The organism is Cellulosimicrobium cellulans (assembly GCF_006539945.1).
GTDB lineage: Bacteria > Actinomycetota > Actinomycetes > Actinomycetales > Cellulomonadaceae > Cellulosimicrobium > Cellulosimicrobium cellulans.
The window spans coordinates 212,404-238,019 of record NZ_BJNZ01000005.1 but is presented as its reverse complement, the minus strand read 5'-3'; the positions used below and the strand labels follow the sequence as shown (position 1 = coordinate 238,019).

General features: G+C 74.2%; 24 protein-coding genes and 3 tRNA genes. 12 read left to right on the top strand and 15 right to left on the bottom strand.

Annotation, left to right across the window (positions count from 1 at the left end):
* Positions 1-123 precede the first annotated feature (123 nt).
* The 3 genes from CCE02nite_RS06195 to CCE02nite_RS06185 all read left to right on the top strand — a co-directional run bounded on the left by CCE02nite_RS06195 (position 124) and on the right by CCE02nite_RS06185 (position 2,734).
* Positions 124-1,320: a thiolase family protein gene (locus CCE02nite_RS06195; protein WP_141388769.1), complete on the top strand. Its 1,197-nt coding sequence runs from the start codon at positions 124-126 to the stop codon at positions 1,318-1,320.
* 155 nt (positions 1,321-1,475) lie between these two features.
* The gene (locus CCE02nite_RS06190; protein ID WP_141388804.1) at positions 1,476-2,138 is read left to right on the top strand and encodes an energy-coupling factor ABC transporter ATP-binding protein; all 663 of its coding nucleotides are present in this window, start codon (positions 1,476-1,478) and stop codon (positions 2,136-2,138) included.
* Entirely contained in the window at positions 2,135-2,734 is a 600-nt protein-coding gene (locus CCE02nite_RS06185; RefSeq protein ID WP_141388768.1) for an energy-coupling factor transporter transmembrane component T family protein, read from the top strand. The genes CCE02nite_RS06190 and CCE02nite_RS06185 overlap by 4 nt, the downstream gene beginning before the upstream one ends.
* Positions 2,735-2,849: 115 nt before the next feature.
* On the opposite strand, the gene CCE02nite_RS06180 is transcribed toward CCE02nite_RS06185, so the two are convergent.
* The 3 genes from CCE02nite_RS06180 to CCE02nite_RS06170 are packed head-to-tail and all read right to left on the bottom strand — an operon-like array spanning position 2,850 to position 5,664.
* On the bottom strand, positions 2,850-4,172 hold the full coding sequence (locus CCE02nite_RS06180) for an MFS transporter (RefSeq protein WP_141388767.1): 1,323 nt from the start codon (positions 4,170-4,172) through the stop codon (positions 2,850-2,852).
* A complete protein-coding gene (locus CCE02nite_RS06175) occupies positions 4,169-4,873 on the bottom strand; it encodes an ArsR/SmtB family transcription factor (protein WP_141388766.1) in 705 nt (234 codons plus the stop codon). The genes CCE02nite_RS06180 and CCE02nite_RS06175 overlap by 4 nt, the downstream gene beginning before the upstream one ends.
* 44 nt (positions 4,874-4,917) lie before the next feature.
* Positions 4,918-5,664 carry a phosphatase PAP2 family protein gene (locus tag CCE02nite_RS06170; RefSeq protein ID WP_141388765.1) on the bottom strand — a complete coding sequence of 249 codons (747 nt, stop codon included), beginning with the start codon at positions 5,662-5,664 and terminating at the stop codon, positions 4,918-4,920.
* 232 nt (positions 5,665-5,896) lie between these two features.
* On the opposite strand from CCE02nite_RS06170, the gene CCE02nite_RS20420 reads away from it, so the two are divergent.
* From CCE02nite_RS20420 to CCE02nite_RS06160, 3 genes are all read left to right on the top strand, one after another.
* Complete coding sequence (locus CCE02nite_RS20420; RefSeq protein WP_156533217.1) at positions 5,897-6,046, top strand: hypothetical protein; 150 nt, start codon at positions 5,897-5,899, stop codon at positions 6,044-6,046.
* Between the two features lie 187 nt (positions 6,047-6,233).
* On the top strand, positions 6,234-6,878 hold the full coding sequence (gene orn / locus CCE02nite_RS06165; protein ID WP_371861902.1) for an oligoribonuclease: 645 nt from the start codon (positions 6,234-6,236) through the stop codon (positions 6,876-6,878).
* Positions 6,879-6,954: 76 nt separating this feature from the next.
* A tRNA-His gene (locus tag CCE02nite_RS06160) sits at positions 6,955-7,030 on the top strand.
* Positions 7,031-7,090: 60 nt separating this feature from the next.
* Here CCE02nite_RS06160 and CCE02nite_RS06155 read toward each other — a convergent pair.
* Entirely contained in the window at positions 7,091-7,732 is a 642-nt protein-coding gene (locus tag CCE02nite_RS06155) for a LysE family translocator (RefSeq protein WP_141388763.1), read from the bottom strand.
* Positions 7,733-7,957: 225 nt separating this feature from the next.
* Here CCE02nite_RS06155 and CCE02nite_RS06150 point away from each other — a divergent pair, with 225 nt between their 5' ends.
* From CCE02nite_RS06150 to CCE02nite_RS06135, 4 genes are all read left to right on the top strand, one after another.
* The gene (locus tag CCE02nite_RS06150) at positions 7,958-8,791 is read left to right on the top strand and encodes an ABC transporter ATP-binding protein (RefSeq protein ID WP_141388762.1); all 834 of its coding nucleotides are present in this window, start codon (positions 7,958-7,960) and stop codon (positions 8,789-8,791) included.
* Positions 8,788-9,429, top strand: a complete 642-nt coding sequence (locus tag CCE02nite_RS06145) for an ABC transporter permease (RefSeq protein ID WP_141388761.1) — start codon at positions 8,788-8,790, stop codon at positions 9,427-9,429. The genes CCE02nite_RS06150 and CCE02nite_RS06145 overlap by 4 nt, the downstream gene beginning before the upstream one ends.
* Positions 9,426-10,160 carry an ABC transporter permease gene (locus CCE02nite_RS06140; RefSeq protein WP_141388760.1) on the top strand — a complete coding sequence of 245 codons (735 nt, stop codon included), beginning with the start codon at positions 9,426-9,428 and terminating at the stop codon, positions 10,158-10,160. Before CCE02nite_RS06145 ends, CCE02nite_RS06140 begins: the two co-directional genes overlap by 4 nt.
* A gap of 107 nt (positions 10,161-10,267) precedes the next feature.
* Positions 10,268-11,188 carry an ABC transporter substrate-binding protein gene (locus tag CCE02nite_RS06135; protein WP_141388759.1) on the top strand — a complete coding sequence of 307 codons (921 nt, stop codon included), beginning with the start codon at positions 10,268-10,270 and terminating at the stop codon, positions 11,186-11,188.
* Positions 11,189-11,263: 75 nt separating this feature from the next.
* Here CCE02nite_RS06135 and CCE02nite_RS06130 read toward each other — a convergent pair whose 3' ends face one another.
* From CCE02nite_RS06130 to CCE02nite_RS06100, 7 genes are all read right to left on the bottom strand, one after another.
* The gene (locus CCE02nite_RS06130) at positions 11,264-12,187 is read right to left on the bottom strand and encodes an ATP-grasp domain-containing protein (protein WP_141388758.1); all 924 of its coding nucleotides are present in this window, start codon (positions 12,185-12,187) and stop codon (positions 11,264-11,266) included.
* Positions 12,188-12,285: 98 nt separating this feature from the next.
* Complete coding sequence (locus tag CCE02nite_RS06125) at positions 12,286-13,863, bottom strand: dihydrolipoyl dehydrogenase family protein (protein WP_141388757.1); 1,578 nt, start codon at positions 13,861-13,863, stop codon at positions 12,286-12,288.
* 65 nt (positions 13,864-13,928) lie between these two features.
* Positions 13,929-14,495 carry an AAA family ATPase gene (locus tag CCE02nite_RS06120; RefSeq protein WP_141388756.1) on the bottom strand — a complete coding sequence of 189 codons (567 nt, stop codon included), beginning with the start codon at positions 14,493-14,495 and terminating at the stop codon, positions 13,929-13,931.
* 168 nt (positions 14,496-14,663) lie between these two features.
* On the bottom strand, positions 14,664-16,310 hold the full coding sequence (locus CCE02nite_RS06115) for a monocarboxylic acid transporter (RefSeq protein ID WP_141388755.1): 1,647 nt from the start codon (positions 16,308-16,310) through the stop codon (positions 14,664-14,666).
* Positions 16,307-16,657, bottom strand: coding sequence for a DUF485 domain-containing protein (locus CCE02nite_RS06110; RefSeq protein ID WP_141388754.1), 351 nt, complete (start codon positions 16,655-16,657; stop codon positions 16,307-16,309). Before CCE02nite_RS06110 ends, CCE02nite_RS06115 begins: the two co-directional genes overlap by 4 nt.
* A 185-nt stretch (positions 16,658-16,842) precedes the next feature.
* The gene (gene trmB / locus CCE02nite_RS06105; RefSeq protein ID WP_141388753.1) at positions 16,843-17,613 is read right to left on the bottom strand and encodes a tRNA (guanosine(46)-N7)-methyltransferase TrmB; all 771 of its coding nucleotides are present in this window, start codon (positions 17,611-17,613) and stop codon (positions 16,843-16,845) included.
* Between the two features lie 61 nt (positions 17,614-17,674).
* Positions 17,675-18,985, bottom strand: coding sequence for a TrpB-like pyridoxal phosphate-dependent enzyme (locus tag CCE02nite_RS06100; RefSeq protein ID WP_141388752.1), 1,311 nt, complete (start codon positions 18,983-18,985; stop codon positions 17,675-17,677).
* 324 nt (positions 18,986-19,309) lie between these two features.
* On the opposite strand from CCE02nite_RS06100, the gene CCE02nite_RS06095 reads away from it, so the two are divergent.
* Positions 19,310-20,071 carry an SDR family NAD(P)-dependent oxidoreductase gene (locus tag CCE02nite_RS06095; RefSeq protein ID WP_141388751.1) on the top strand — a complete coding sequence of 254 codons (762 nt, stop codon included), beginning with the start codon at positions 19,310-19,312 and terminating at the stop codon, positions 20,069-20,071.
* 121 nt (positions 20,072-20,192) lie between these two features.
* On the opposite strand, the gene CCE02nite_RS06090 is transcribed toward CCE02nite_RS06095, so the two are convergent.
* The 4 genes from CCE02nite_RS06090 to CCE02nite_RS06075 all read right to left on the bottom strand — a co-directional run bounded on the left by CCE02nite_RS06090 (position 20,193) and on the right by CCE02nite_RS06075 (position 24,959).
* On the bottom strand, positions 20,193-23,999 hold the full coding sequence (locus CCE02nite_RS06090; protein WP_141388750.1) for a metallophosphoesterase: 3,807 nt from the start codon (positions 23,997-23,999) through the stop codon (positions 20,193-20,195).
* Between the two features lie 276 nt (positions 24,000-24,275).
* Positions 24,276-24,348 (bottom strand) — tRNA-Lys (locus CCE02nite_RS06085).
* A 124-nt stretch (positions 24,349-24,472) separates the two neighbouring features.
* Positions 24,473-24,548: transfer RNA gene (locus CCE02nite_RS06080), tRNA-Lys, on the bottom strand.
* 114 nt (positions 24,549-24,662) lie between these two features.
* Positions 24,663-24,959 (bottom strand): GroES family chaperonin, encoded by a 297-nt coding sequence (locus CCE02nite_RS06075; RefSeq protein WP_141388803.1) that lies wholly within the window; start codon positions 24,957-24,959, stop codon positions 24,663-24,665.
* 149 nt (positions 24,960-25,108) lie between these two features.
* Between CCE02nite_RS06075 and bcp the strand changes: the two genes are divergently transcribed.
* Positions 25,109-25,585 (top strand): thioredoxin-dependent thiol peroxidase, encoded by a 477-nt coding sequence (gene bcp / locus CCE02nite_RS06070; RefSeq protein WP_141388749.1) that lies wholly within the window; start codon positions 25,109-25,111, stop codon positions 25,583-25,585.
* Positions 25,586-25,616 lie beyond the last annotated feature (31 nt).

Sequence of the window (25,616 nt, the reverse complement as noted above, 5' to 3'; positions counted from 1 at the left end):
GCCGCGGCGCTGGTACGGCACGCGCGCCCTCCCCCGGACCCCGTCGGGCAAGCCCGCGCGCGGGGCCGTGAGCGAGGCCCTGCGCGGGACCGACCCGGCGCGGTCGGGCCTGGAGCCGCTGCGATGAGCCACGGCCGAGGTGCGCCGGACGACACGCCCGTCGTGGTCGCGGCGCGCCGCACGTGGGTCGGGACGGCCGGGCACGGGCACCGGTCGCTGTCCGAGGTCGACCTCGCGGCCGCGGCTCTCGGCGCGACGCTCGGCGACGCGCGCGCACTGGGGGTCGAGGACGACGTCGCGGACGTCGTCCTGGGATGCTGCACCGGACCGGGCGGGAACGTCGCCCGCGTCGCGGCGCTCGCCGCGGGTCTGGGCGTCGCCGTCCCCGGCCTCACCGTCGACCGCCAGTGCGCCTCCGGCCTCGCGGCAGTGCTCCTCGCCGCGCAGCACGTCCGCGCGGGCGAGGCGCGCCTGGTCCTCGCGGGCGGGACCGAGAGCGCGTCGCGCGCCCCCGCCCGCGCGCACCGCACGGCGTGGGGCGACGTGCCGTACGCGCGCGCCGCGTTCGCGCCGACACCGTGGGCCGACCCCGGCATGGGGGCGGCCGCCGACGAGCTCGCGCGCCGCCGCGGCGTGACCCGCGAGCGCCAGGAGGCGTACGCGGTGCGCAGCCACGCGCGCGCCCTGGCGGCGCACGCGGGCGGACGGTTCGTCGCCGAGACCGTCCGGGTCGGCACGCGGGGGAGGTCGCTCGCGCGCGACGAGCGGTCGCGGCGCCTCGATCCCGCGGTCCTCGCGCGGCTGTCGCCCGCGTTCACGCCGGGCGGCACCGTCACCGCCGCGACCGCGAGCCCGCTGAGCGACGGCGCGGGGTCCGTCGCGGTCGTGCCCGAGCACGTCCGGCGCGGCCTCGGCGCCCCCGGCCTGCGCGTGCTCGCGTCGGCGACGGTCGGCTGCGACCCGGCGCTGCCGGGGTGGGGCCCGGTCCCCGCGGTGCGCGCCGCGCTGGAGCGCGCGGGCGCGCGGCTCGACGGCGTCGCGGCGGTCGAGGTCGTCGAGGCGTTCGCCGCGCAGGTCCTCGCGGTGACCGACGCGGTCGGCCTCGACCCGCTCGGTGACCCCGACGACGACGCACGGGTCTGCGCCGACGGCGGCGCGCTGGCGATCGGGCACCCGTGGGGCGCGAGCGGCGCCGTGTCGGTCGTCCGGCTGTTCTCCCGGCTGGTGCGCGAGGGGGCGCCGGCCGGGACGCTCGGCCTCGCGACGGCCGCGGTCGGGGGCGGGCTGGGCGTCGCCGCCGTGCTGGAGGTCGTCCGGTGATCGCGAGAGCCCGGGCCCGGCAGCGGCGACGAGACGCCGTCGAAGGCGCCGCGCCCGCTCCGGCGCGGACGCCCGGCGCGATCCCCGGTACGGGCACGTCGGGAACGCCCGGCCCCGAGACGCCGGGGTCCGGCTGCGCGGTCCGGCTCGAGGACGTGCACGTCCGCCTCGCCGACCGGCAGGTGCTCCGCGGGGTCGACCTCGAGCTGCGCGAGCGGCGCGTGGGGATCGTCGGGGCCAACGGCTCCGGCAAGAGCACGCTCGCGCGCCTGCTCAACGGGCTGGTCGTGCCGACGTCGGGCCGCGTCCTGGTCGACGGGCTCGACACCCGCCGCGACGGCGCGGCGGTCCGGCGGCGTGTCGGGTTCGTGTTCACCGACCCGGACGCCCAGATCGTCATGCCGACCGTCGCGGAGGACGTCGCGTACTCGCTGCGTCGCCACGCTCCGGCCGAGCGCGACGCGCTCGTGCGGGCAGCCCTCGCCGCGCGCGGCCTGGCGGACCACGCGGACCATCCCGCCCACCTGCTCTCGGGCGGGCAGAAGCAGCTCCTCGCGCTCACGTCGGTGCTCGCCGCGGGGCCACGGCTCGTCGTCGCCGACGAGCCCACGACGCTCCTCGACCTGCGCAACACGCGGCGGTTCGCCGCCGAGCTCGCGGCGCTCCCCCAGCAGGTCGTGCTCGTCTCGCACGACCTGTCGCTCATGGGCGCGATGGACCGCGTGCTCGTCGTCGACGACGGTCGGGTCGTCGCGGACGACGAGCCGGGCCCCGCCGTCGCGCACTACCGGCGCCTCGTCGACGGGGCGTCGCCGTGACCCCGGGGACGTACCGGCCGGGGACGTCGGCCCTGCACCGGGTCCCGGCCGGCGCCAAGCTCGTGGGCCTCGCGGTGGCCTCGGCCGTCGTGCTCCTGGTGTCGTCGCCGGCGGGGGTCGGCGCGGTGATCCTCGCCGTCGGTGCGCTCTACGCGGTCGCGGGCGTGGGTCCGGGCGCGGCGTGGGACCAGGTCCGGCCCCTGCGCGTCGTGGTGCCCGTGCTCCTCGCCGTCCAGTGGCTCGCCCTGGGGCCGGAGGCCGCGGTCGTGCTCACGACCCGGCTCGTCGCGCTCGTCGCCCTGGCGGGGCTCGTGCTGCTCACGACCCGGACGTCCGCCGTCCTCGCCGCGATCGAGCGGGGGCTGCGACCGCTGCGCCGCCTCGGGGTCGACGCCGACCGCGCGGCCCTCGTCCTGTCGCTCGCGGTGCGCAGCGTCCCCGTCGTCGCCGCCCTGGCGCAGCGCGTGCGCGACGCGTGCCGCGCCCGGGGCCGCGAGCGCGACGTCCGCGCCTACGCCGTCCCGCTCGTCGTCGGCGCCCTGCGCCAGGCCGACGCGCTCGGCGACGCGCTGCGCGCCCGCGGCCTCGACGACTGACGGCCCGTCCCGCCGTCGTCCCGAGGTAGAGCCGTGGTCTCGCGAGGTAGAGCCGTGGTCAGGACCAGACCTCTACCTCGGCGTACCAGACCTCAACCTCGCGGAGAGGCCGCTCTCATCGGGCCGCAGGCTCGCCGGTGGCGCGATGGCCCCGCAGGGAGACGACGGCGGCCACGACGACGCCGACGACCGTCACGACGAGGAGCAGGCGGTAGTCGACGGCGCCCACGAGGGCGGCGCCGACCACGGTCAGCACGAGCTGCGGGACGTTGACGAGCAGCAGGCTCGCCGCGGCGACGCGTCCCTGGAGCTCCGGAGGCGTACGCAGCTGCCGCTCGGTGACGAAGCCGACGATCGACCACGTGGCCCCCAGCCCGACCGCGCCCAGCCCGAGGACGATCGCCACGACGCTGGTCCCCGTCGCGGGGACGATGCCGAGCGCGAGCACGAGCAGTCCCACGGCGACGAGCCGCTGCGCGCCCCACCGCGCGACGAGTCGGGCCGCCGTCAGCCCCGCGACGATCGCGGTGAGGGCCTGGACCGAGGAGATCGGGCCGAGCAGCGCGGGGGGCAGCCCGAGCCCGTCCTCGACGATCGCGAGGCTGACCGCGTTCAGCAGCCCGACCCCCGCGAACGCGACGAGCATGGCCAGGGTGAGCACCCCCAGCGGCGCCGTGCGCACGAGGTGGCGGAACCCGGCCGTCATCTCCGCGAGGTACGGCTCGCGGTCGGCGTCCGGGGTCGGTGGCGTCTCCACGAGCCGGATGCGGCTGATCACGGTGCCCGCGACGGCGAACGCGAGGGACGCCGCGATCACGAGGGGCCAGGCTCCGGCGAGCGCGTAGGCGCCCGCGCCGACGACCGGCATGAGGAGGCGGAAGACCTGGTCGATGGTCGTGAGCCGACCGTTCGCGGGGGCGATCGCCTCGTCCGGGAGCATGTCGCGCACGAGGCCCGCCTGGGCCGCCGCGGTCGCGAACCCGACGCCCGAGTAGACCACCGTCACCACGAACACGATCCAGACCTGCTCGGGCCCGCGGACCGCGAGGAGGGCGAGCAGGCTCAGCGCGCCGACGAGGTACGTGACGACGAGCATCCGCCGCCGCGACACCCGGTCGGCGAGCTGGCCGAGGAGCGGCGACGCGAGCGCCGGCAGGCCGAGCGCCGCGAACACGAGACCGGCCGCGCCGTTGGAGCCGGTGAGGTCCTTCACCCACACGGCGAGGATGATCGCGAGGACGGAGTCGGCGAAGTTCGTGAACCCCCACGCGACCGACAGGAGGCGGAAGGGGCGGGAGCGCAGGGCGGCGCGAGGGCCCGGGACGTCGCCGGGAGCAGCGGCCGGGCCGGTCACGGCGACGGTCACCTCGGCTGCCGCGGGGACGTCCTCGGGCGCGGTCCGTGCGGTGACGGCCGTCGGCTCGGGGGGCGTGCTCATCGCGGGGCCTCCGGGAGGTCGGCGTTGACGATGGAGAAGAGGCGCGCGCGACGTGCCCCCGCGGGACGGATCGACGGGTCGTCCCAGCGTCCCCGGAAGCGGTCCGTGAGTGCCTCGACCTCGCGGGCGAGCGCGTCGAGCTCCTCGCGCGTCGCGTAGAAGGACGCGCCGGTCATCGTCGAGGCGAGGAGCCACTGCGGGTCGTCGGCGGCGGACCCGGCGAGCCACGCCCGGACGCGTGCCGCCTCCTGATCCAGCATGAGGGTCGCCACCGCGCCCGCGGCGTGCAGGGACTCCGGGACGTCGGGGTCGAACTTCGTCTGGCGGCCGCGTCCGACGGAGCGCCACGGCCGCTCCTTGCCGCGCCGCTCCGCGGGCTCGACGTACCCGTACTTGGCGAGCATCCGCAGGTGGAAGGAACAGCTCGCGACGGACTCCCCCGTCACCTCGGCGCAGCGCGTCGCGGTGACCTCGCCCTCGTCGTCGAGCAGCGCGAGGATCCGCAGGCGCAGCGGGTGGGCGAGCGCCCGGATGGTCGCCGGGTCGGTCGCGACGACCTGCCCGGGCTCGGGCCTCGGGCCGCGCGGGCGACCCTCGGACGACACCGGTCCGGGACCGGTCGGGACGGCCGGGACGTCCGGGACGGCCGGGACGGCCGGGACGTCCGACGGGGAGGCGTGCGGGTCGGCTGGCGTGCTCATGCCCGTCACGCTAGTTCACGAAAGAGTTCTTGCGCAAGGGTTCTTTAGCGAGAGTCCTCCGTGGTCCCTGGAGCCGCGCGACGCGCGACCACGAGGTCGTGGACGCGGCTCACCGCGACCACGACGCCGAGCACCGCGACGGCGAGCGACAACCCCGCCAGGACGTCGGTGAGGAAGTGATAGCCCAGGTAGAGCCGGCTCAGCGCGACGGCCCCGATCACGACCACGGACGCCACCACCCACGCCGCGAGGACCCTCTGGTCGTGGTGGCGGTGCCACACCAGGTACCCGCCGACGAGGATGAGCGTCGCCGCGCCGATCGTGTGCCCCGACGGGAAGGAGAACGACCGCTCCACCCCGGCGACGACCATCGACACGTCGGGCGGCCGCGGCCGGGCGATCACGGCCTTGAGCACGGTCGAGACCAGCGTCGCGAGCACCATCGCGCCCGCGAGCAGGCCCGGTTCCCACCACGTCCCCGTGCGCCGCGCCCACACGACGCAGCCGACCGCGACGAGCACGGGCAGCACGAACGGCCCGGACACGGTCGTCACGACCGTGAGGACGCCCGTCACGACCGGCGTGCGGTGCGCGACCATCCACGCGAGCAGCGGCTCGTCGAGCCGCCACAGGTCCTCCTGCTCGCGGACCGCGTCGAGGAGCAGCACGAACCCCGCGACCCCGGCGAGCACCAGGAGCACGCCCGGCCACACGCTCGCCAGGACCTCGCGCGCGGACGCGCCGCGCCGTCCGCCCGCCGCGCCGTCTGCCTGCCCGTCCCCCGCGTCCATCCCCGGAGGCTACGCACGGCGAGCCGACGGCGCAGCGCGGCCGCACGGCGTCGGGCACCGGGCTTCGGGCACCGGGCACCGGGCTCCACCCGACGCTCGTGGCGAAAAAGGGATGCACCGCCCACGACGACCGTGGTCGTATGTACCCACACCGCGGTGACGTCCGTCCGGTCCGTACCGGGCGGTGGAGGGTCCGGCCAGACCCACGAACCCAACGTCACGAGAGCAGAACATGCATCCCTTGATCACGTACGACGTGGCGGCCCTCAGCCGTCGCGAGCAGCTGCAGGAGCAGACCCTGCGCCGGTCGCAGCTGCGCCGCACCACGACCCGCGTCCCGGCGAACACCCGGCAGGCCCGCCTGCCGCGCCGTACCGCGTGACGCGCACCGACCGCTCGCCGGGCCGGGGACCCTCCCCGACAGGCGGCGGCACACCTCGCCGAAGGCCCCGACCGTCCGGACCCCCGTGGACCGGACAGCCGGGGCCTTCGTCGTGCGCGCCGAGGCTAGGCTGTGGCGCGTGAGTCCTGTGAACGCGAACGAACGCATCGTCTGGATCGACTGCGAGATGACCGGGCTGGACCTGGGCGCCGACGCCCTCGTCGAGGTCGCCGCCGTCGTCACCGACTCCGAGCTCAACGTGCTCGGCGACGGGGTCGACGTCCTCGTCCGTCCCCCCGCCGAGGCGCTCGAGAAGATGGGTGACTTCGTCCGCCAGATGCACACGGCCTCCGGGCTGCTCGACGAGCTCGACGGGGGCCTGACGCTCGCCGAGGCCGAGCAGCGTGTCCTCGACTACGTCCGGACGTGGGTCCCCGAGCCGGGCAAGGCCCCGCTGGCGGGCAACTCCGTCGGCACCGACAAGGGCTTCCTCGACCGCGACATGCCCGCGCTCATGAGCCACCTGCACTACCGGATCATCGACGTGTCGTCCGTCAAGGAGCTGTCGCGCCGCTGGTACCCGCGCGCGTACTTCTCGTCGCCGGAGAAGCACGGCGGTCACCGCGCGCTCGCGGACATCCTCGAGAGCATCGACGAGCTCCGCTACTACCGCGCCGCCGTGTTCGTCCCCCAGCCCGGTCCCGACTCCGCGACGGCGCGCAAGGTCGCCGAGCAGGTGGTGGCGACGAGCGTCACGCGCGGCCGGACCCGACCCGCCGACGACGGCCCCGCGACCTCCGTGGCCACCGTCACAGGGTCCGCAGACTCCTGACCTCGAAATGCGGTCCGGGAGCCCCTCCCGGACCAGGTACACTTTTCGACGGCCGGTGCTTCACGCGCCGGTCGTGGTGGGTATAGCTCAGCTGGTAGAGCACCTGGTTGTGGTCCAGGGGGTCGCGGGTTCAAGTCCCGTTACTCACCCCAGACGGCGAGGGCCGGTCTCCGAGACGGAGACCGGCCCTCGCCGCGTCTTCGGCGTCCGTGTCAGGCGGTCCGGTGGGAGGCGGCGGCGAGCACACCGCCCAGGCCGATCATCATGCCGCCGCCCGTCGCGCGGACCGCGCTCAGACGCCGGGGCGAGGAGGCGAACCACGACCGTGCCGCTCCGGCCGCGAGCGCCCACGCGCTGTCGCAGACGAAGGCGATCACCGTGAAGACCAGCCCGAGCACCATCATCTGGGCCGGCACGCGCCCGGCGTGGAAGTCCGTGAACTGCGGCAGCACGGCGACGAAGAACACGATGGTCTTCGGGTTCGTCACCCCGACGACGTACCCCTGCCGCACGACGCGCCACCACGGCTCGCGCGCGGGCTCGACCGCGACGTCGACGGTCCCCTCGCGCCGGTGCCGGATCGCCTGGACCCCGAGGTACACGAGGTAGGCCGCGCCGACGAGCTTGACGACCGTGAAGACGGCGACCGACGTCGCGACGATCGTGCCGACACCGAGCGCCACCGCCGCGACCAGCGTCAGGGCGCCGAGCTCGTTGCCGAGGACGCTCAGCACCCCGCCTCGGTGCCCGAGCGCGAGCGACCGGCCAACGACGAAGAGGACGCTCGGGCCGGGGATCACGACGAGCACGAGCGAGGCGAGAGAGAACGCGAGCAGGGAGTCGAGGTGCGGCACAGCGCCACGATAGGCCCCGAGGTGACGAGCGTCACGGGAGAATCCCGCGCGGCCCACGGCGGCACCAGGGGCGCGCCACGTCGCGAAGGCGACGTACCGGTGCGAGTGCGACGTGTCGGTGGTTCGACGTACGGTCGGTGGACGCGTGGCAATGCGCTCGGCTGGCCGGCCACGGTCGTGGTTGGGTGGGAGGCCGGTTCACCGACTGTCGGGAGGCAGCGCCCCATGATCGAGTTCCGATCGGTCACCAAGACGTACCCGGACGGCACGGCGGCGGTCGCGGACTTCGACCTGGTCATCCCGCCCCACCGCACGACGGTGCTCGTCGGGTCGTCCGGGAGCGGCAAGACGACGCTCCTGCGGATGATCAACCGCATGGTGGAGCCCACGTCGGGCACGATCGAGATCGACGGCGCGTCCATCCTCGACCGCGACCCGGTGAAGCTGCGTCGCAGCATCGGCTACGTCCTGCAGAACGGCGGGCTCCTGCCCCACCACAAGGTCGTCGACAACGTGACGACGGTCCTGCGGCTCGAGGGCACGCCCCGGCGGCAGGCGCGCGAACGGGCCCTCGAGCTGCTCGACACCGTCGGCCTCGACCGGGCGCTCGCGGACCGCTACCCGAGCCAGCTCTCGGGCGGCCAGCAGCAACGCGTCGGCGTGGCGCGCGCGCTGGCCGCGGACCCGAACATCCTGCTCATGGACGAGCCGTTCGGGGCCGTCGACCCGATCGTGCGCGCCGAGCTCCAGACCGAGACCATCCGGTTGCAGCGCGAGCTGGACAAGACGGTCGTCTTCGTCACGCACGACATCGACGAGGCGTTCCTGCTCGGCGACCAGGTCGTGATCCTCGAGAAGGGGGCGCAGGTGGCCCAGATCGGGTCGCCGAGCGAGATCCTGGAGAACCCCGCGAGCGAGTTCGTCGCGAGCTTCATCGGGGCGGAGCGCGGCACCCGCGCGCTGCACACGAAGCGCACCGAGCACGGGACCGTGCTCGTGGACGGCGCGGGACGCACGCAGGGCGTCCTGGTCGACGACCACGTCGAGGGCGGCGCATGACCTGGGTCCTGGACAACCTCGACCTCATCGGCCGCCTCACGGTCGAGCACCTGAGCCAGTGCGTGGTGCCGATCGTGCTCGGGTTCCTCGTCTCGATCCCGCTGGGCTGGCTCGCGTTCCGGTTCCGCCTCACACGGGGGCTCGTCCTGACGCTCGTCGGCCTGCTCTACACGATCCCGTCGCTCGCGCTCTTCGCGCTGCTCCCGCCGCTCCTCGGCATCAGCTTCCTGTCCGAGCTGAACCTGGTCGTCGCGCTGACGATCTACGCCGTGGCGATCATGACCCGGTTCGTCGCCGACGCCCTCGCCTCGGTCGACCCGACGGTCCGGCAGGCGGCCCTCGCGGTCGGCTACGGACCATGGCGGCGCTTCTGGCAGGTCGACCTCCCGCTCGCCGGACCGGTCGTGCTCGCCGGGCTGCGCGTGACCGCGGTGTCGACCATCTCGCTCGCGACGGTCGGCATCCTCATCGGGATCGACAACCTCGGCTACCTCTTCACCAACGGCTACCAGCGGCAGATCGTCGCCGAGATCCTCTCGGGCGTCGTCGCGGTCGTCGTCGTCGCGCTGCTCGTCGACCTGCTGCTCGTCCTCGCCGGACGAGCGGTCATGCCCTGGTCCCGGAAGGTGCGCGCATGAACCTGTTCTCCGACGCGATCGCCTGGATCTTCTCCCCCGACCGGCTCACGGGCGCGCTCCCCCTCCCCGAGGCGATCTGGACCCACCTCGCGTTCACGTTCGTCTCGGTGCTCATCGCGGCGGCGGTCGCGATCCCCGCGGGCTGGGCCATCGGGCACACGGGACGCGGCCGGGAGCTCGCCGTCGCGCTCTCGGGCGCGGCCCGCGCGGTCCCCTCCTTCGGGCTCGTCCTGCTCCTCGTCCTCGTCCTCGGCGTGACGCACAAGGTCGCGGCGTCCGTCACCGCGTTCGTCCTCCTCGCGATCCCGCCGATCCTCGCGGGCGCCTACGCGGGCGTGGAGGCCGTCGAGCGGCGCGTGGTCGACGGCGCGCGGTCCCTCGGCATGACCGGGTGGCAGGTGCTCTTCAAGGCCGAGGTGCCGCTCGGACTCCCCCTGCTCATCGGCGGTCTGCGCTCCGCGACGCTGCAGGTCGTCGCGACCGTGACGCTCGCGGGGTACGTCGGCAACTGGGGCCTGGGCTTCTACATCGTGCAGGGTATCCAGATCCGCGACTTCTCCCAGATCCTCGGCGCCGCCCTCCTCATCGTCGTCCTGGCCGTCGTGCTCGACGCGCTGTTCGCGATCCTCCAGCGCGTCGTCGTGCCGCGCGGGGTGATCGCTGGCCGCTCCTCGGACGACGATCCGGACCGGCGGCGACGACGTCGGACCCCCGAACCGACCACCGCCTGACCCCCGCACCCCGCGACCGCTCGCCTCGAACCCCAACCCGAACCCGAACCCTCCCGACGCTCCCCGACCCTCCCGGTCCACGGGACGGCCCTCAGAAAGGCAGACACATGCGCACCACCCGACGCACCGCCGCCCTCGTCGCCGCCGCGGCGACCGCCGTCCTCACGCTCACGGCCTGCGGCGGCGGGTCCGACCCGCTCGACGCGGACACCGCGACGTCCGACGGCGGCGGCTCCTCGTCCGACACCATCGTCGTCGGCTCGCAGGCCTACTACTCGAACGAGATCATCGCCGAGATCTACGCCCAGGCCCTCGAGGCCGAGGGCTTCACGGTCGAGCGGAACTTCTCGATCGGCCAGCGCGACGCCTACATGCCCGCCCTCGAGAGCGGAGAGGTGCAGGTCTTCCCCGAGTACACGGGCAACCTGCTGCAGTTCTTCGACCCGGAGACCACGGCGACGTCGCCCGACGACGTGTACGCGGCGCTCCAGGAGGCGCTGCCGGACGGGCTCACGGTCCTCGACCAGTCGAGCGCGACCGACCAGGACTCGTACAACGTCACCGAGGCGTTCGCGACGGAGAACGGGCTGACGAGCATCGCCGACCTCGCGGGCCTGGACGTGCCGCTGACGCTCGGCGGTCCCGCCGAGCTCGAGCAGCGCCCCTACGGACCGCAGGGTCTCAAGGACGTGTACGGCGTCGACGTCTCGTTCGTCGCGACCGGCGACACGACCGTGCAGGACCTCGTCGCCGGCACGGTGAACGTCGCGAACGTGTTCAGCGCCGACCCGCGCATCCAGACCGAGAAGCTCGTCACGCTCGAGGACCCCGAGGGCCTGTTCCTCGCCTCGAACGTCGTGCCGCTCGTCAACGCGGACATCGCCGACGAGATCGCGGACGTCCTCGACCCGGTCAGCGAGGCGCTCACGCCCGAGGGCCTCGTGGCCCTGAACGTGGAGTCCACGGAGGACCAGCGCTCGCCCGAGGACATCGCGGCAGACTGGCTCTCGGAGAACGGCCTCGCCTGACCTCCGGCACCGCATGACCGTGGCCCCGTCCCGACGTCGGGGCGGGGCCACGGTCGTGCGCCCGCGGACCGGCGGTCAGCGCGCGACGCGTGCCGCGATCGCGTCGGCGAACCGGTCGAGCGACCCCGGTGCAAGGGCGAGGAACAGCGACGGCTCGGTGAGCTCGAGCTCGATGACGACGACACCGCCGTCGTTGCCCGCCACGACGTCGACACGCGCGTACAGGAAGCTCGCCGCGTCCCCGCCGCCGACCGCGTCGGCCGCCGCCGCGAGCGCCCGGCGCGCGACGTCGAGCTGCTCCTCGGTCGCGGTGAAGGGGCTCATTTCCTCCTGCTGGTACAGGCCGCGGGTCGGGCGGTGCGGGCCGGTGAGGAGCGCGTTCTTGCGCACGGCGTGGGAGAACTCGCCGTCGACGAAGACGAGGCCCGTCTCGCCCGCCGTGTCGACGCTCGTCACGTACGGCTGCACCATGACCTCGCGGCCCGAGACCAGCAGGTTCTTCGCATGCTGGATCGCGAGCCCGCGCGAGTGCGCCTCGCCGGCCTGGTACCGGCCGGTGTCCTTGGCGCCCGCGCTGACGACCGGCTTGATGACGAAGTCGCCCTGGGCGGGCAGTCGCGTGTGGATCGCACGCGAGGAGAGGTTGCGTGCCGGGTCGAGCCACAGCGTCGGGATGACGGGGATCCCTGCGCCCTCCAGCTCGCGCAGGTAGCCCTTGTCGGTGTTCCAGCGCAGCACGGCCTCCGCGTTGAGGATGCGCGGGACGCGCGTGGCCCACGCGACGAACTCGTCGCGCCGGGCCGAGTAGTCCCACGTCGAGCGCACGACGACGGCGTCGAACGCGCCCCAGTCGACGTCCGGGTCGTCCCAGACGGCGGGCTGTGCGGCCACGCCGCGGGCGTCGAGCGCGCGCACGAGCGGCGCGTCGTCCGGGTCGAGGTGCGGCAGGACGGAGCACGTCGCGAGGGCGACGCGCGGGGCGGAGGTCTCGGTCGTCACGCCCCGAGCCTAGGGGACGGGGCCGTCGCGCGGGCGTCCGGCCCCCTGTGACGCTCCCGGCGCGGGCAGCACGTCCGCGCCGCCCGCGACGTCTCGGGCTACAGGCCGTACTCCTCGAGGAAGCGCAGCCAGACCTCGCTCACCGTCGGGTACGACGGCACCGCGTGCCACAGGCGCCGGAGGGGAACCTCGCCCACGACGGCGATCGTCGCGGCGTGCAGCATCTCCGCCGCGTCGGGGCCGACGAACGTGGCGCCGACGACGACCTCGCGCGCAGCGTCGACGACGAGCTGGGCGCTCCCCGCGTAGTCCTCGGCGCGCACGGCGGCGCCGGAGACGTTCGCCAGGTCGTACCGCACGACCCGCACGTCGATCCCGGCCTCTCGCGCGGACGCCTCGGTGTGCCCGACGGCCGCGACCTCGGGACGCGTGAAGACGACCTGCGGGGACGCGACGCCGTCGGCCGTCGCCGCGAACCGCGACCACGGCTCGGGCGCGGACCCGACGGCGGGCGTGCGCTCCCCCGCCGTCGGCGCGCCGGCGGCGTCCGGGTCGCCGAAGCGGGCCGCGACGACGTCGCCCACGACCCGGCCCTGGTACTTGCCCTGGTGGGTCGTCGCCACGCGCCCGGTGACGTCGCCCGCGGCGTACAGCCAGCCGCCGGCACCCTCGACGCCGTCCGGACCCACCCGGACGAGCATCGTGTCGTCGACGTCGAGCGCGCGCCCCGGGACGAGCCCGACGGCGTCGACGCCGAGGTCCTGGGTCCGCGGGACGCGGCCGGTCGCGACGAGCACCCGCTCCGCGGTCACGGGCGACAGGTCCGGCGCCCCGTCGGCACCGCCCTCGCCCCGTCGAGACCCGACGGCCGACAGCGTGAGTCGCGCCCCGCCGTCGGGGAGCGCCTCGACCGACTCGGTGCCCACACCGAGGCGCACGTCCACGCCGAGCTCCCGGAGGGACGCGGCCACCGCCTCGCCCGCCCACGGCTCGGTCCGACCGAGCAGGCCACCGCGCGACAGCACGGTGACGCGGGACCCGAGGTCGGCGAACGCGACGGCCATCTCGGTCGCGACCACTCCCCCGCCCACGATCGCGAGCGACTCCGGGACGTCCTCGACCGCCGTCGCCTCGCGGCTGGTCCAGGGGTTCGCGTCGGCGAGGCCGGGCACGTCCGGGAGCACGGGGACGCTCCCCGTCGCCACGATCACCGCGTGCCGGGCCGCGAGCCGTCGCGTCCGCGGGAGCCCGTCCGGATCGGCGTCGGGCTCCTCGGCGGCGACCTCGACGAGGCGCGGCCCGACGATCCGGCCCAGGCCGCGCACGAGCGCGATCCCGGCGCCCTCGACCCACGAGACCTGACCGCCGTCGTCCCAGTCCGCCACCATCGCGTCGCGGCGCGCGAGGACGGCGGGGACGTCGAGCGCGTCGTCGACGCCCACCCCGGGGACGCCCCGCGCCTCGGCGCGCGCCGCGCCGGGCCGCAGGAGCGTCTTCGAGGGGATGCACGCCCAGTACGAGCACTCGCCCCCCACGAGCTCGGCCTCGACGAGCGCGACGCTCAGGCCCGTGCGCCCGGCGCGGTCGGCGGCGTTCTCGCCGACGGGACCACCGCCGATCACGATCACGTCGTAGGTGTCGTCGGGCGCGGTCTGCTGCTGCGGGTCGCTCGTCATGGGCCCATCCTCACGCGGCGTCGCGGTCGGCGCTCAGCGGGACGTCGGCGGGCTCGTCGGCGGGCTCACGGGACGCGCGCCTCGTCGAGCCGGTCGAGGACCTGCCGGACGGTCTCGGCGACGGACCACCCGGTCGTGTCGAGGTGCAGCCCGCCGGGAGTCTCGCGCGCCGCGGCCGCGAACTCGCCGGGCGTCCACTCCCCGTACGCCTGCTTGTGCCGGGCCGCGTCGCGCGCGGCGAGCGTCGCGGCGTCGGGCGCGAGCACGACGGCGTAGCACGGGCGGGTGCGCACGCGCGCCGTGAACCGCTCCAGGTCAGGCCCCAGCAGGATGTCCTGGACGACGGCGACCACGCCGGCCGCGGCGTACGTGTCCGCGGCCTGGGCCGCGAGCCGCTGTCGCAGGTCGAGCTGGGCGCGGGCCGCGGGCGACAGGGGCGGCGCCATCGACGCCTGCCCGCTCACGACGAGCCGCCGGAACAGGTCGCCCCGCACGTGCGCCGCGAGCGGGAACGTCCGCGCGAGCGCCTCGGCGACCGTCGACTTGCCCGAGGCCATCGCCCCGGTGACCACGAGGACGGGCGCCGAGGTCCCCGCGGGAGCGACCGCGTCGGGTGGGGTCGGAGAGGTCATGGCGCGACCGTACGTCGCGGGCCGCGCCCACGGCGACGGGATTGCGGCGCGAGGAGACGTCGGCGCGGCGGGACGGCAGCGCGCGCGTCGACCGGACCACCGGATGCGCGGGCACCCCCGGTCCGACAGGACCGGGGGTGTCCTCGTGCGGAGCGCAGGAGCGCCCCGCTAGTGCGTGACCGCCTTCTCGGCCCCCGCGCCCGTGAGCGAGCGGACCTCCATCTCGGCGAACTTCTCCGGGTGCGGCTTCTCCTTGCTGAGCAGCGTCCCGAGGATCCCGAGCAGGAACGCGAGCGGGATGGAGATGATGCCGGGGTTGCTCAGCGGGAAGATCGCGAAGTCGATGTCGGTGTTCTTGATCATCGACAGGCTCGCGCCCGTGACCGGGTCGACCTTGCCGGACACGACGGGCGAGAACGCGATGAGCACGACGCACGAGACGAGCCCGCCGTACATGCTCCACAGCGCCCCGGACGTGTTGAACCGCTTCCAGAACAGCGAGTAGAGGATCGTCGGGAGGTTCGCGCTCGCGGCGACCGCGAACGCGAGCGCCACGAGGAACGCCACGTTCTGGCCCTGGGCGAAGATGCCACCGAGGATCGCGAGGATCCCGATGACGACGACGGTGATGCGCGCGACCTTGACCTCGCCGTCGGGCTTCACCTCACCCCGCTTGATGACGTTGGCGTAGATGTCGTGCGCGAAGCTCGCCGCCGCGGTGATCGTGAGACCGGCGACGACGGCGAGGATCGTCGCGAACGCGACGGCGGAGATGAACCCGAGGAGGATCTCCCCGCCGAGCGCGAACGCGAGCAGCGGCGCCGCGGAGTTCACGCCGCCTGGCGCCGCGCTGATCGTCTCCGGCCCCACGAGCGCTCCAGCGCCGTACCCGAGCACGAGAGTGAACAGGTAGAAGATGCCGATGAGCCAGATCGCCCACACGACCGAGCGGCGGGCCTCCTTGGAGGACGGCACGGTGTAGAAGCGCATGAGCACGTGCGGCAGACCCGCCGTCCCCAGCACGAGCGCGAGCGCGAGGGAGAGGAAGTCGAGCTTCGACGTCTCCGTGGCCCCGTACTGCTTGCCCGGCTCGATGAGCGCCTCGCCGCCCGGGCCGGCCTTGTCGATCGCGCCCTGGAGCAGGTCGGACAGGTTGAAGCCGAACTTCGCGAGGACCCACACCGTCATGACGGCGGCGCCCGCGATGAGCAGCACCGCCTTGATGATCTGCACCCACGTGGTGCCCTTCATGCCGCCGACCAGCACGTAGAGGATCATGAGCGCGCCCACGACCGCGACGACGACGCTCTGCCCCGCCGTCGAGGAGACGCCGAGCAGGAGGGCCACGAGCCCGCCCGCACCCGCCATCTGCGCGAGCAGGTAGAAGAACACGACGGCCAGGGTCGCGAGCGCCGCCGCCATGCGCACGGGGCGCTGCTTGAGCCGGAACGACAGCACGTCGGCCATCGTGAACTTCCCGGTGTTGCGCAGCAGCTCGGCGACGAGCAGCAGCGCGACGAGCCACGCGACGAGGAACCCGATCGAGTAGAGGAAGCCGTCGTACCCGTTGATCGCGATGGCCCCGCAGATCCCGAGGAAGCTCGCGGCGGAGAGGTAGTCGCCCGCGATGGCGGTGCCGTTCTGCGGGCCGGTGAACGAGCGCCCGCCCGCGTAGTAGTCCGCGGCGGACGTGTTCCGGCGCGACGCGCGCAGCACGATGACGAGCGTCACGGCGACGAAGACGCCGAAGATCGCGACGTTGACGACGGGGTTCCCGACGTCGGTGGCCTCCGCGGCCAGGAGGTGAGCGCTCACAGCTCGTCCTCCTCGATCTCCCGGCGCAGCTCGTCCGCCGCGGCGTCGAAGCGCTTGTTGGCCCAGCGCGCGTAGATCATGGTGATCGCGAACGTGGACACGAACTGGCCGAGGCCGAGGAGCAGCCCGACCGTGATGTTCCCCCACACCCGGATGCTCATGACGTCGTGCGCGTAGCTCGCCAGCAGGACGTAGACGAAGTACCACACGAGGAACAGCGCGGTCATCGGGAACACGAAGTTCCGGAAGCGCCTGCGCAGGTCCTGGAACTCGGGCGAGCGTTGCACGCGCTGGTAGTCGGTCTCTTCGGCGGGCCCCGTTCCGGGGTCGGCCGTCACGTCGGTCATGACGCCTCCGTTGGCTCATTCCGTGGACTGACACGGAGCCCGCAACCGCGGACGGCCACCTGTCGACGCGACCGCACGCGACGCTGCGTGCCCGGGGCGACATTCTGCCCCCGGGACAATGTGCCGTAGATCACTTCTGTCCGCAAGGACCCGGCGCGGCTGGTCGGGGGCGGGTCCCCGACGCGTCAGGCGCGCACGTACTCCAGGTCGGTGATGACGCGACCGGCGGACCGGCCCTTGCGCTCGAACCCGGTGAGCACGCGGCCCTCGAAGCGCGGCGCCACGCCGCGCGGGCCGTGGACGTTGCGCAGCCCGGGCGCGGCGTCGAGCACGTCGATCATCTGCTCCGCGTACTCGGCCCAGTCCGTGGCGAGGCGCAGCGTCCCCCCGGGCCGCGCGCCGTCCCCCTCGCCCGGAGCCCGCAGCACCCGCTCGGCGAGCGCCGCGAACGACGGCGCGACGAGGCGCCGCTTGTGGTGGCGGGACTTGTGCCACGGGTCGGGGAAGAAGATCCACAGCTCGTCGACGCTCCCCGCGGGCAACGTCGTGGCCAGCAGCTCGGCCGCGTTCGCCTGGACCAGACGCACGTTCGTCAGGTCGCGCTGGGACGCGCGCAGCACGGTCTGCGCGAGACCCGGCGCGTACACCTCGACGGCGAGGAAGTCGGTGCCCGGCTCGCTCTCGGCCGCGGCCACCACGGCCTCGCCCTGGCCCGAGCCGATCTCGACGACGAGGCGCGCCGCACGTCCGAACGTCCCCGCGACGTCGAGCACGTACGCCGGGTCGACCGACGTCCGCGCGACGTCGCGCGGCACGTCGACCACGTAGCGGTCCCGGTGCTCGTCCCACGCACGCTGCTGGCGCGGCGCGAGGCGCCCGCTGCGTCGCACGAACGACACGGGCTGCGTGCGGTAGCGCGGGCGGTCGTCGAGGGTGTCGGGGCTCGGGTCGGGCATCGCACCAGGGTACGGGCGCCCCGCGCGGCGACCTACCGCGCGGGGCGTCCGGGGACGTCCGTCAGACGTACGCCGCGTACGCCGGCAGGTCGAGGATGCCGTTGCCCGACAGCCCGAGCACGATCACCTCGGGCTCGGTCGCCGCGCGCGCGTGCGCGATCGCGGCCGCGACGGCGTGCGTCGACTCGGGCGCCGGGATGATGCCCTCGCTGCGCGCGAAGAGCGTGCCCGCGACGAACGCGTCGTCCTGCTCGACGGCGACCGCGTCCATGAGCCCGAGGTGCACCGCGTGCGACACCATCGGCGACATGCCGTGGTAGCGCAGCCCGCCCGCGTGGATCGCCGGGGGGACGAAGTCCTTGCCGAGCGTGTGCATCTTGAGCAGCGGCGTGAGGCCCGCGACGTCCCCGAAGTCGTAGCGGTACTCCCCCTGGGTCAGCGACGGGCACGCGGCGGGCTCGCACGCGACGAGCCGCGTCGTCGTGCCCTCGCGCAGGTTGCGGCCCAGGAACGGGAACGTCAGGCCCGCGAGGTTGGACCCGCCGCCCGCACAGCCGAACACCACGTCCGGCGCGCCCTCGCCGGCCTCGTCGAGCTGGACGAGAGCCTCCTGGCCGATGACGCTCTGGTGCAGCATGACGTGGTTGAGCACGCTCCCCAGCGCGTAGTGCGCCGCGGGGTCCTTGGCCGCGGTCTCCACGGCCTCGCTGATCGCCATGCCGAGCGAGCCGGTCGTCTCCGGGTCGGCGGCGAGCATCGCGCGCCCCGCCTCGGTGAGGTCCGACGGCGACGGGTGGCAGATCCCGCCGTAGACCTCCATCTGCGCGCGGCGGTACGGCTTGGAGTCGTACGACGCACGCACCTGCCACACCTCGACGTCGAGCCCGAGCAGCGCGCCCGCGAACGACAGGGAGGCGCCCCACTGCCCCGCGCCGGTCTCGGTCGTGAGCTTCGTCGTTCCCTCGAGCGCGTTGTAGTACGCCTGCGCGACCGCCGTGTTCGGCTTGTGCGAGCCGACCGGGCTCACGCCCTCGTACTTGTAGTAGATCCGGGCCGGGGTTCCCAGGGCCCGCTCGAGGCGTCGCGCGCGCACGAGCGGCGACGGCCGCCACAGCGCGTAGATCTCGCGGATCGTCTGCGGGATCTCGACGTAGCGCTCGGTCGTCACCTCCTGCTGCACGAGCGCGAGCGGGAAGAGCGGCGCGAGGTCGTCGGGCGTGAGGGGCTCGCGCGTCCCGGGGTGCAGGTGCGGCGGCACGGGCTCGGGCAGGTCCGCCGCGAGGTTGTACCAGTGCGTCGGGACGGTCGAGGGCACCTCCGCGCCGGTCGGCTCGAGGGACCGGACAGGGACGGGAGACTGCTGTGTCGTCATTCTGGGGGCTCCAGCTCAAGGGGTACTCGGGAGAACGGGCCGCTGGGCCGACGACGCGTGCACCGGGGTCTGCCGAGGCCGCCCACGTCGTCGGGGCACGGCCGGTCGAGGTCACCGGCCGTCAGGCGGCCGGCCACCAGGGGGTCACGGACGGGTGCGTCACGACGCCGACCCTACCCCGGCGTGCGCGATCGGGACACCGCCGGCAGGGACCACCGGCACCGGCTGAGGGACGATCGGCTCTCGCGCGCGCGAGAGCCCGGGAGCTGGGATGGGACCAGGACGCCGGACGACGGCAGGCCGGCGCGGACGGAAGGAGCCGTCATGGTCAGCAACCACGTTCCCGGCCGGTTCGAGGGCCGCACCGCGATCGTCACCGGCGCGGGCGCCGGCATCGGGCGCGCGACGGTCGAGCGACTGCTCGCGGAGGGCGCGCGCGTCGTCGCGACGGACGTCCGGGAGGACCGCCTGGAGAAGCTCGTCGCGGACGTCGGGACGGACGCTCTCGTGACGGTCGCGGGCGACGTGAGCGCGCAGACGACGGTCGACGCCGTGGTCGCCGCCGCGGGCGGCCGTGTGGACGCGCTCGCCAACGTCGCGGGCATCATGGACGGCTTCCTGCCGAGCGCCGAGGTCGACGACTCGACCTGGGACCTCGTCATGGCCGTCAACGTCACGGCCGTCATGCGCCTGACGCGCGCGGTGCTTCCCCTCATGCTCGACGCGGGGAAGGGCTCGATCGTCAACGTCGGGTCCGAGGCGGGCTCCCGAGCCTCGGCGTCCGGCACCGCCTACGCGACGTCGAAGCACGCGATCGTCGGCCTCACCAAGAGCACGGCGTTCTTCTACACCCCGCAGGGCGTGCGGGCGAACGTCGTCGCCCCGGGCGCCGTCGCCACGAGCATCGAGGCGTCCTTCCGCTCGCAGCACGCCGGCGAACGGCTCGGCCCCGTCATGGCGACCACCGTCCCGCCCGCCGCGAGTGCCGACGAGCTCGCCGCGGCGATCACGTGGCTGCTCTCGGACGACTCGGCCAACGTCTCCGGCGCCGTGCTGCACAGCGACGGCGGCTGGGCCGCCGTCTGACCTCGGCGGCCACCAGGCCGTGAACGGTGACGTGGCCCCCGAGCTCGAGTGCTCGGGGGCCACTGCTCACCTCTCGGCGTCGCGCGTCACCGGGTCACCCCGCGCCCGCGGGGCGCACGGATCAGCCGCACGACAGCGCGTCGAACGCGACGTCGCCCGCGAACGTGCGGCCGTCGCCGGTCGCGGCCACGTGGACGCTGCCCGCGGCCACCTGCGTCGAGCGCACCGCGAACGACTGGTACGCCGACGCGCCGGGCTGCACGCCCGTCACGGTGCGCTCGCCGTAGGGCGTGCTCAGCGTGACGTCGACCGGCACGGTGTCCGCGTTGAGGGCGCGGACCGCGACGTAGGCCTTGCCCGCGAGGCACTGGCTGCGCGCCGTCGTCGAGACGACGAGGCCGTCCTGGGCGGAAGCCGTCGTGAACGTGGTGACCGGCGAGACCGCCGTGCCGCCGCCCGCGCTCGTCGCCGTGACGACCCACGCGTGCAGGGCCCCGGCGTCGAGGCCGTCCCAGGTCACGCGCGCGACCTCGCCCGACGGGACGGAGACGCTCCCGATCTCCTCGGCCGGGGCGTAGAGCGCCACGGCGTCGGTCACGAGCGTGGTCGTGCGGGTCGTGAGGTCGACCGGCACCGTGAAGTCGTCCTCGAGCCCGTTGTAGCGCTGGCGGTCGTCGTACTCGGTGGCGCCGAAGTTCTCGAGCCACGGCGAGTACGTGTCGACGACGAGCTCGGAGCGGTCGACGTCGAACTGGAGCAGGCGCAGGTAGCTCGACCCGAGCCGCAGGCCCTGGTCGGGCGCGTAGCCGCCGATCTCGGTGAGGCCGGCCTCCTGGGCGGTGACCTCGTAGAACTGGTAGTCCGCGAGCAGCTCGACGACGCCGTTGCCCGGCGTGCCGACGTCGCGCTTCACGTTGATCCCCACGCCGTGCTCGTGGCCGGAGAGCACGAGGAAGACGTTCGGGTTCGGCTCGACGACCTTCGAGTACAGCAGGCGCCCGTCCGGGGTGGAGAACGGGGCCCCGCGGCCGTCGGGGTTGGTGCTCGGCGCGAGGTAGTCGTGCGCGAGCAGGATCGCGTTGCGGTCGGCGAACTGCTCCAGCACGCCGTCGGCCCAGGCGGCCTCCTCGTCGGTCACGCCGTACGAGAGGTACACCGCGACGAAGTCCAGGCCGCCGGCCGTGAACAGGTCGTAGTGGTTCTGGTTGTCGCCCTCGCGCCACGGGCCGCCGTAGGACGCGTCCTGCCACCCGGCCGACAGCGCCTCGTACCGCTCCGGGCCGTAGTACGCGTTGTAGAGCGCGCCGGGACCGTTGTCGGAGCCCGTGAGGTTGTCGTGGTTGCCCGCCAGGACGCCGTTGGGGATGCCCGCGTCGTCGAGCAGGCGCTGGGCGGACGACGAGAACTCGTACTCGCCGCGGACCTGGGCCACCATCGCGTCGTCCGCCGGCGTGCGCGTGTAGTTCTCGACGATGTCACCCGTGTGCGCGACGTACTCGATGCCGCGTTCGTCGGCGTTGTCGACGACCCACTGCACGAGGTCGGTGTAGGTCTTCGCCCAGACCGCACGCTCCTCGGCGGTCTCCTGCTCGACGGCCCCCTCGGACAGGTACTGCGTGTCCGTGAAGTGGACCATCGAGAAGTCGTACGCGTCGCGGTCCGCGAACGACGTCGGCTCCTCGGTGCCGACGCCGTCGTCGATGTCGTCGGCGAACGGGTCGGTTCCGGTGACGAGGACGTGCACCGTCCCCTGCGTCGCGTGCCGCGCGGACAGCGTCGCGGTCAGGCTCGTCGGCCCCTCGACGGCACCGCGTGCGGAGACGAGCGCCTCCCACGCCGCGCCGTCCCAGACGTGGAGCGTCGCGAGGCGCTGCGGGTCGATCACGCCGTCCCAGCGGACGGTCTGCCCGGCCACGTCACCCTCGGCCGGGATCTCGAAGCGCTGGAACGCGACGTCGGCGGCGGGCGCCGCGTCGAGCGTCGCGCCGTCGCCCGGGACGAGCGCGTCGACGTCGGCCGGGCTCTCGCCCTCGACGTGCAGCACGTCGGTGGGCACCTCGGCGGTCTCGCCCTGCGCCGCGACGACGGGCGAGCGCACCTCGGCGCGCGCGAACGTCGCCGTGACGTCGCCGCCGCCGGGGGCGCTGACACGCGCGCCGAGCTCGACGGAGCCCTCGACACCGGTCGTCCCCGTCGCGGGCATCAGGTCGGTCGGGACGTCGGGGACGCCGAGGCTCGTGAAGCCGATCTCGTGCGAGCTCGCGTTGCCCAGCACGTCCGTCGCCGTGACGACGAGCGCGTGCGCCCCGGGCTCGAGGCCCGGGCCGACGAGCGCGCCCGTCTCGACGACCTCGCCGTCGAGCGTGACGGACGGGCCCTCGAGCACGCCCGAGGCGTCGGTGAGCTCGACGGCGAGGCTGGTCGCCGTGGCGAGCTCGGCTCCGGCGGCGGGCGTGCTCGCCACGACGGCGGGGCCCGTGTTGTCGGTCGTGACCGTGCGGCGAGCCGTGGCGCCCGCCGCGGTCGAGGAGGTCAGGACGTGCTCGCCGTCGGCGACGGCCGCGGTGTCGAGCTCTGCGCGCAGGCCGGGCGCCGGGGCGTCGGCGGCGGGGACGACGTCGAACGTGAGGACGGCCTCGCGCGGCTTGGTCGTGCTCGAGCCGCAGTCGCCGTCGCCGAGCGAGTACGACGACGCGACGTCGACCGGGGTCGCGGTGCCGTGGCTCGGCTCGAGGCCGATGCCCGAGATCGCGAAGTCGTCCCGGTTGTCGCCGCACGCGGTCGGGTAGGTGCCCGTGACGAACCGGACGGTGTTCCGCCCGGCGGCGAGGAAGGCGTTGGGCACGTCGACGCGCACGGTCTCGCTCACGTAGTCGCGGTCGACGAGGTCGATGCGCTGGCCGTTCACGAGCAGGTGGTTCGTGTAGCGGGCCTCGATCGAGTTCGAGCCGACGCTGAAGACGAACTGCGACGAGCCGGCGCCGAGCGTCGTGGTCGTGGTGAGCGGAGCGCCGTCCACCTCGATCCCGGTCGGCGCGTCGCCGCCGGCGGGCGGGGTCGCGAGCACGGTCCGCGTGCCGTTGAGGAGCTCGCCGTCCGCCGGCGTCAGGGCCGGTGCGCCGGGCGCGGAGTTGTTCACGGTCACGCCGCTCGTCGCGGTCTGGCCCGACGCGGTCGTGGCCGTGAGGGTGTGCGCGCCGTTCTCGAGCGTCGTCGTGTCGAGCTCCGCCGCGAGGCCGGTCGTCGCGGCCGGGTCCTGGGCGACCGTGAACGTCAGGTCGGCCGTCACGACGCGGGACGTGTTCGTCCCGCACGAGCCGTCGCCGAACTGGTAGGTGAAACGGTTGCCCGAGCCGTCGGCGACCTCGCCGAGCAGCTCGAGCGAGACCTCGGTGACGTCGAAGTCGTCGTAGTTCGAGCCGCACGACGTGGGGACGGCGCCCACGACGAACCGCACCGCGTTCTCCCCCTGGACGAGCAGGTCGTTCGGCACGTCGAGCGCCACGCGCTCGGAGACCATGTCGCGGTCGAGCTCGAGGCGCGTGCCGTTGACGAGCACGTGGCTGCCGTAGCGCTTCTCGATCGAGTTGCTGCCCACGTCGAACAGGAGACGCGACGTGGCGGGGGTCGCCGTGGCGCCCGCGAGCGGCTGGCCGTCGACGGCCAGCTCACGGACCGGGTCGCCGGCCAGGACGGGCTGCGCCGTGACGGTCACCGTGCCGTCCAGGTACGTCCCCGGCGTGGGGTGGAGCACCGGCGTCCCGCTCGGCTCCTCGGTCGCCGCGGCGGCGCTCTGCGTCGGCGCCCGGTCGGCGGCCCCGGCCGCCGTCACGGGGAGCGCGGCCCCCACGGCGAGGCTCGCTCCGACCACGGCGGCGAGCCCTCGGCGTCTTCTCCGGGTGCGGGGCGTGTGCACGGGCGTGCGCATCGGTGTGTCCTTTCGTCGTCGACAGGCGAGGGCACGACCGGTCCGACGTCCGCGGCGGGCGCACCCGTAGCGGACCATTCCGGGCACGGGTGAACTCTCGGACGAGCCGGGACGAACGCCGTCCGAACGGTGCACGTCGTTCCGGTGCCCGTCACGGCGACGGAAGGAGGACGGAGGGCAGAGCGCCCAGCGGGGGTCGCGCGCTCCGAGGGCGGTGCGGGGCCCGGGACGACGCAGGCCGCCCACCCGGAGGGTGGACGGCCTGGTCAGGAAGGGTGCGCCATCAGGGACTCGAACCCCGAACCCGCTGATTAAGAGTCAGCTGCTCTGCCAATTGAGCTAATGGCGCGCGAGAGGGAACACTACCAGCGGCCGCGAGCCGTCCTGCACGAGGAGTTCCGCTCCCGCCGCCGTCCCGGTCCCTCGACCGGCACGGCTCAGGCCGCCCGCCATGCGGACGGCCCGATCGGTGGTGGTGCGCCATCAGGGACTCGAACCCCGAACCCGCTGATTAAGAGTCAGCTGCTCTGCCAATTGAGCTAATGGCGCGCGAGAGAAAACACTAGCAGCCGAGGGCGCGCCGGGAAAATCCGTTCCGCCCGCTCCCGTGTGACGTCGGCGACAGCACCCGGCGCCCCGTCCGGCGACGAACCCCGGGACGGTTCAGAGGTACAGGCCGGTCGGGCCGTCCTCCTCGAGCTCCTGGGAGACGGCGTGCACGTCGCGCTCGCGCAGCAGCACGAGGTCCCGCCCCCCGAGCTCGACCTCCGCGCGATCGTCCGGGTCGAACAGCACGCGGTCGCCCACCGCCACCTGGCGCACGTGCTCACCGGCGGCGACGACGACGGCCCACGACAGGCGCTTGGGACCGACCGCCGTCGCGGGGATGACGAGGCCCGCCGAGCTCTGCCGCTCGCTCCCGTCGACCTCCGGGTCGACGAGCAGGCGGTCGTGCAGCATCCGGATCGGCAGGTCACGGGCCGAGGACGGGCGGGGCGAGGGGGTCGAGGGGGTAGCGGGCGTCGTCTTGCTCACAGCCACAACGCTACCGGTGCCACGACACCTCACCTACGCTCGAACCCACACCCTGGCCGGACCGAAGGAGATCCATGTCCACGCGCCTCACCGTCGGCGACACCGCTCCCGACTTCACCCTGCCCGCCGCCGACGGCAGCACCGTCACGCTCTCCGACCTGCGCGGCAAGCACGTCGTCGTGTACTTCTACCCGGCCGCCGGCACCCCCGGCTGCACGACCGAGGCGTGCGACTTCCGCGACAGCCTCGCCTCGCTCCAGGGCGCGGGGTACTCGGTCGTCGGCGTCTCCCCCGACCCCGTGGACAAGATCGCGGCGTTCGTCGAGGCCGAGCACCTCACGTTCCCGCTCGTCTCCGACGTCGACAAGACGGTCCTGGAGGCCTACGGCGCGTGGGGCGAGAAGAAGCTCTACGGCAAGACGGTCGTGGGCGTCATCCGCTCGACGGTCGTCGTCGACCCGGAGGGCCGGGTCGAGCTCGCGCAGTACAACGTCAAGGCGACGGGCCACGTGGCCAAGCTCCGCCGGGACCTGGGGATCGACCCGAAGTAGTCGTCGCTGCGCGAGCGCTGCGTCCCCGCGC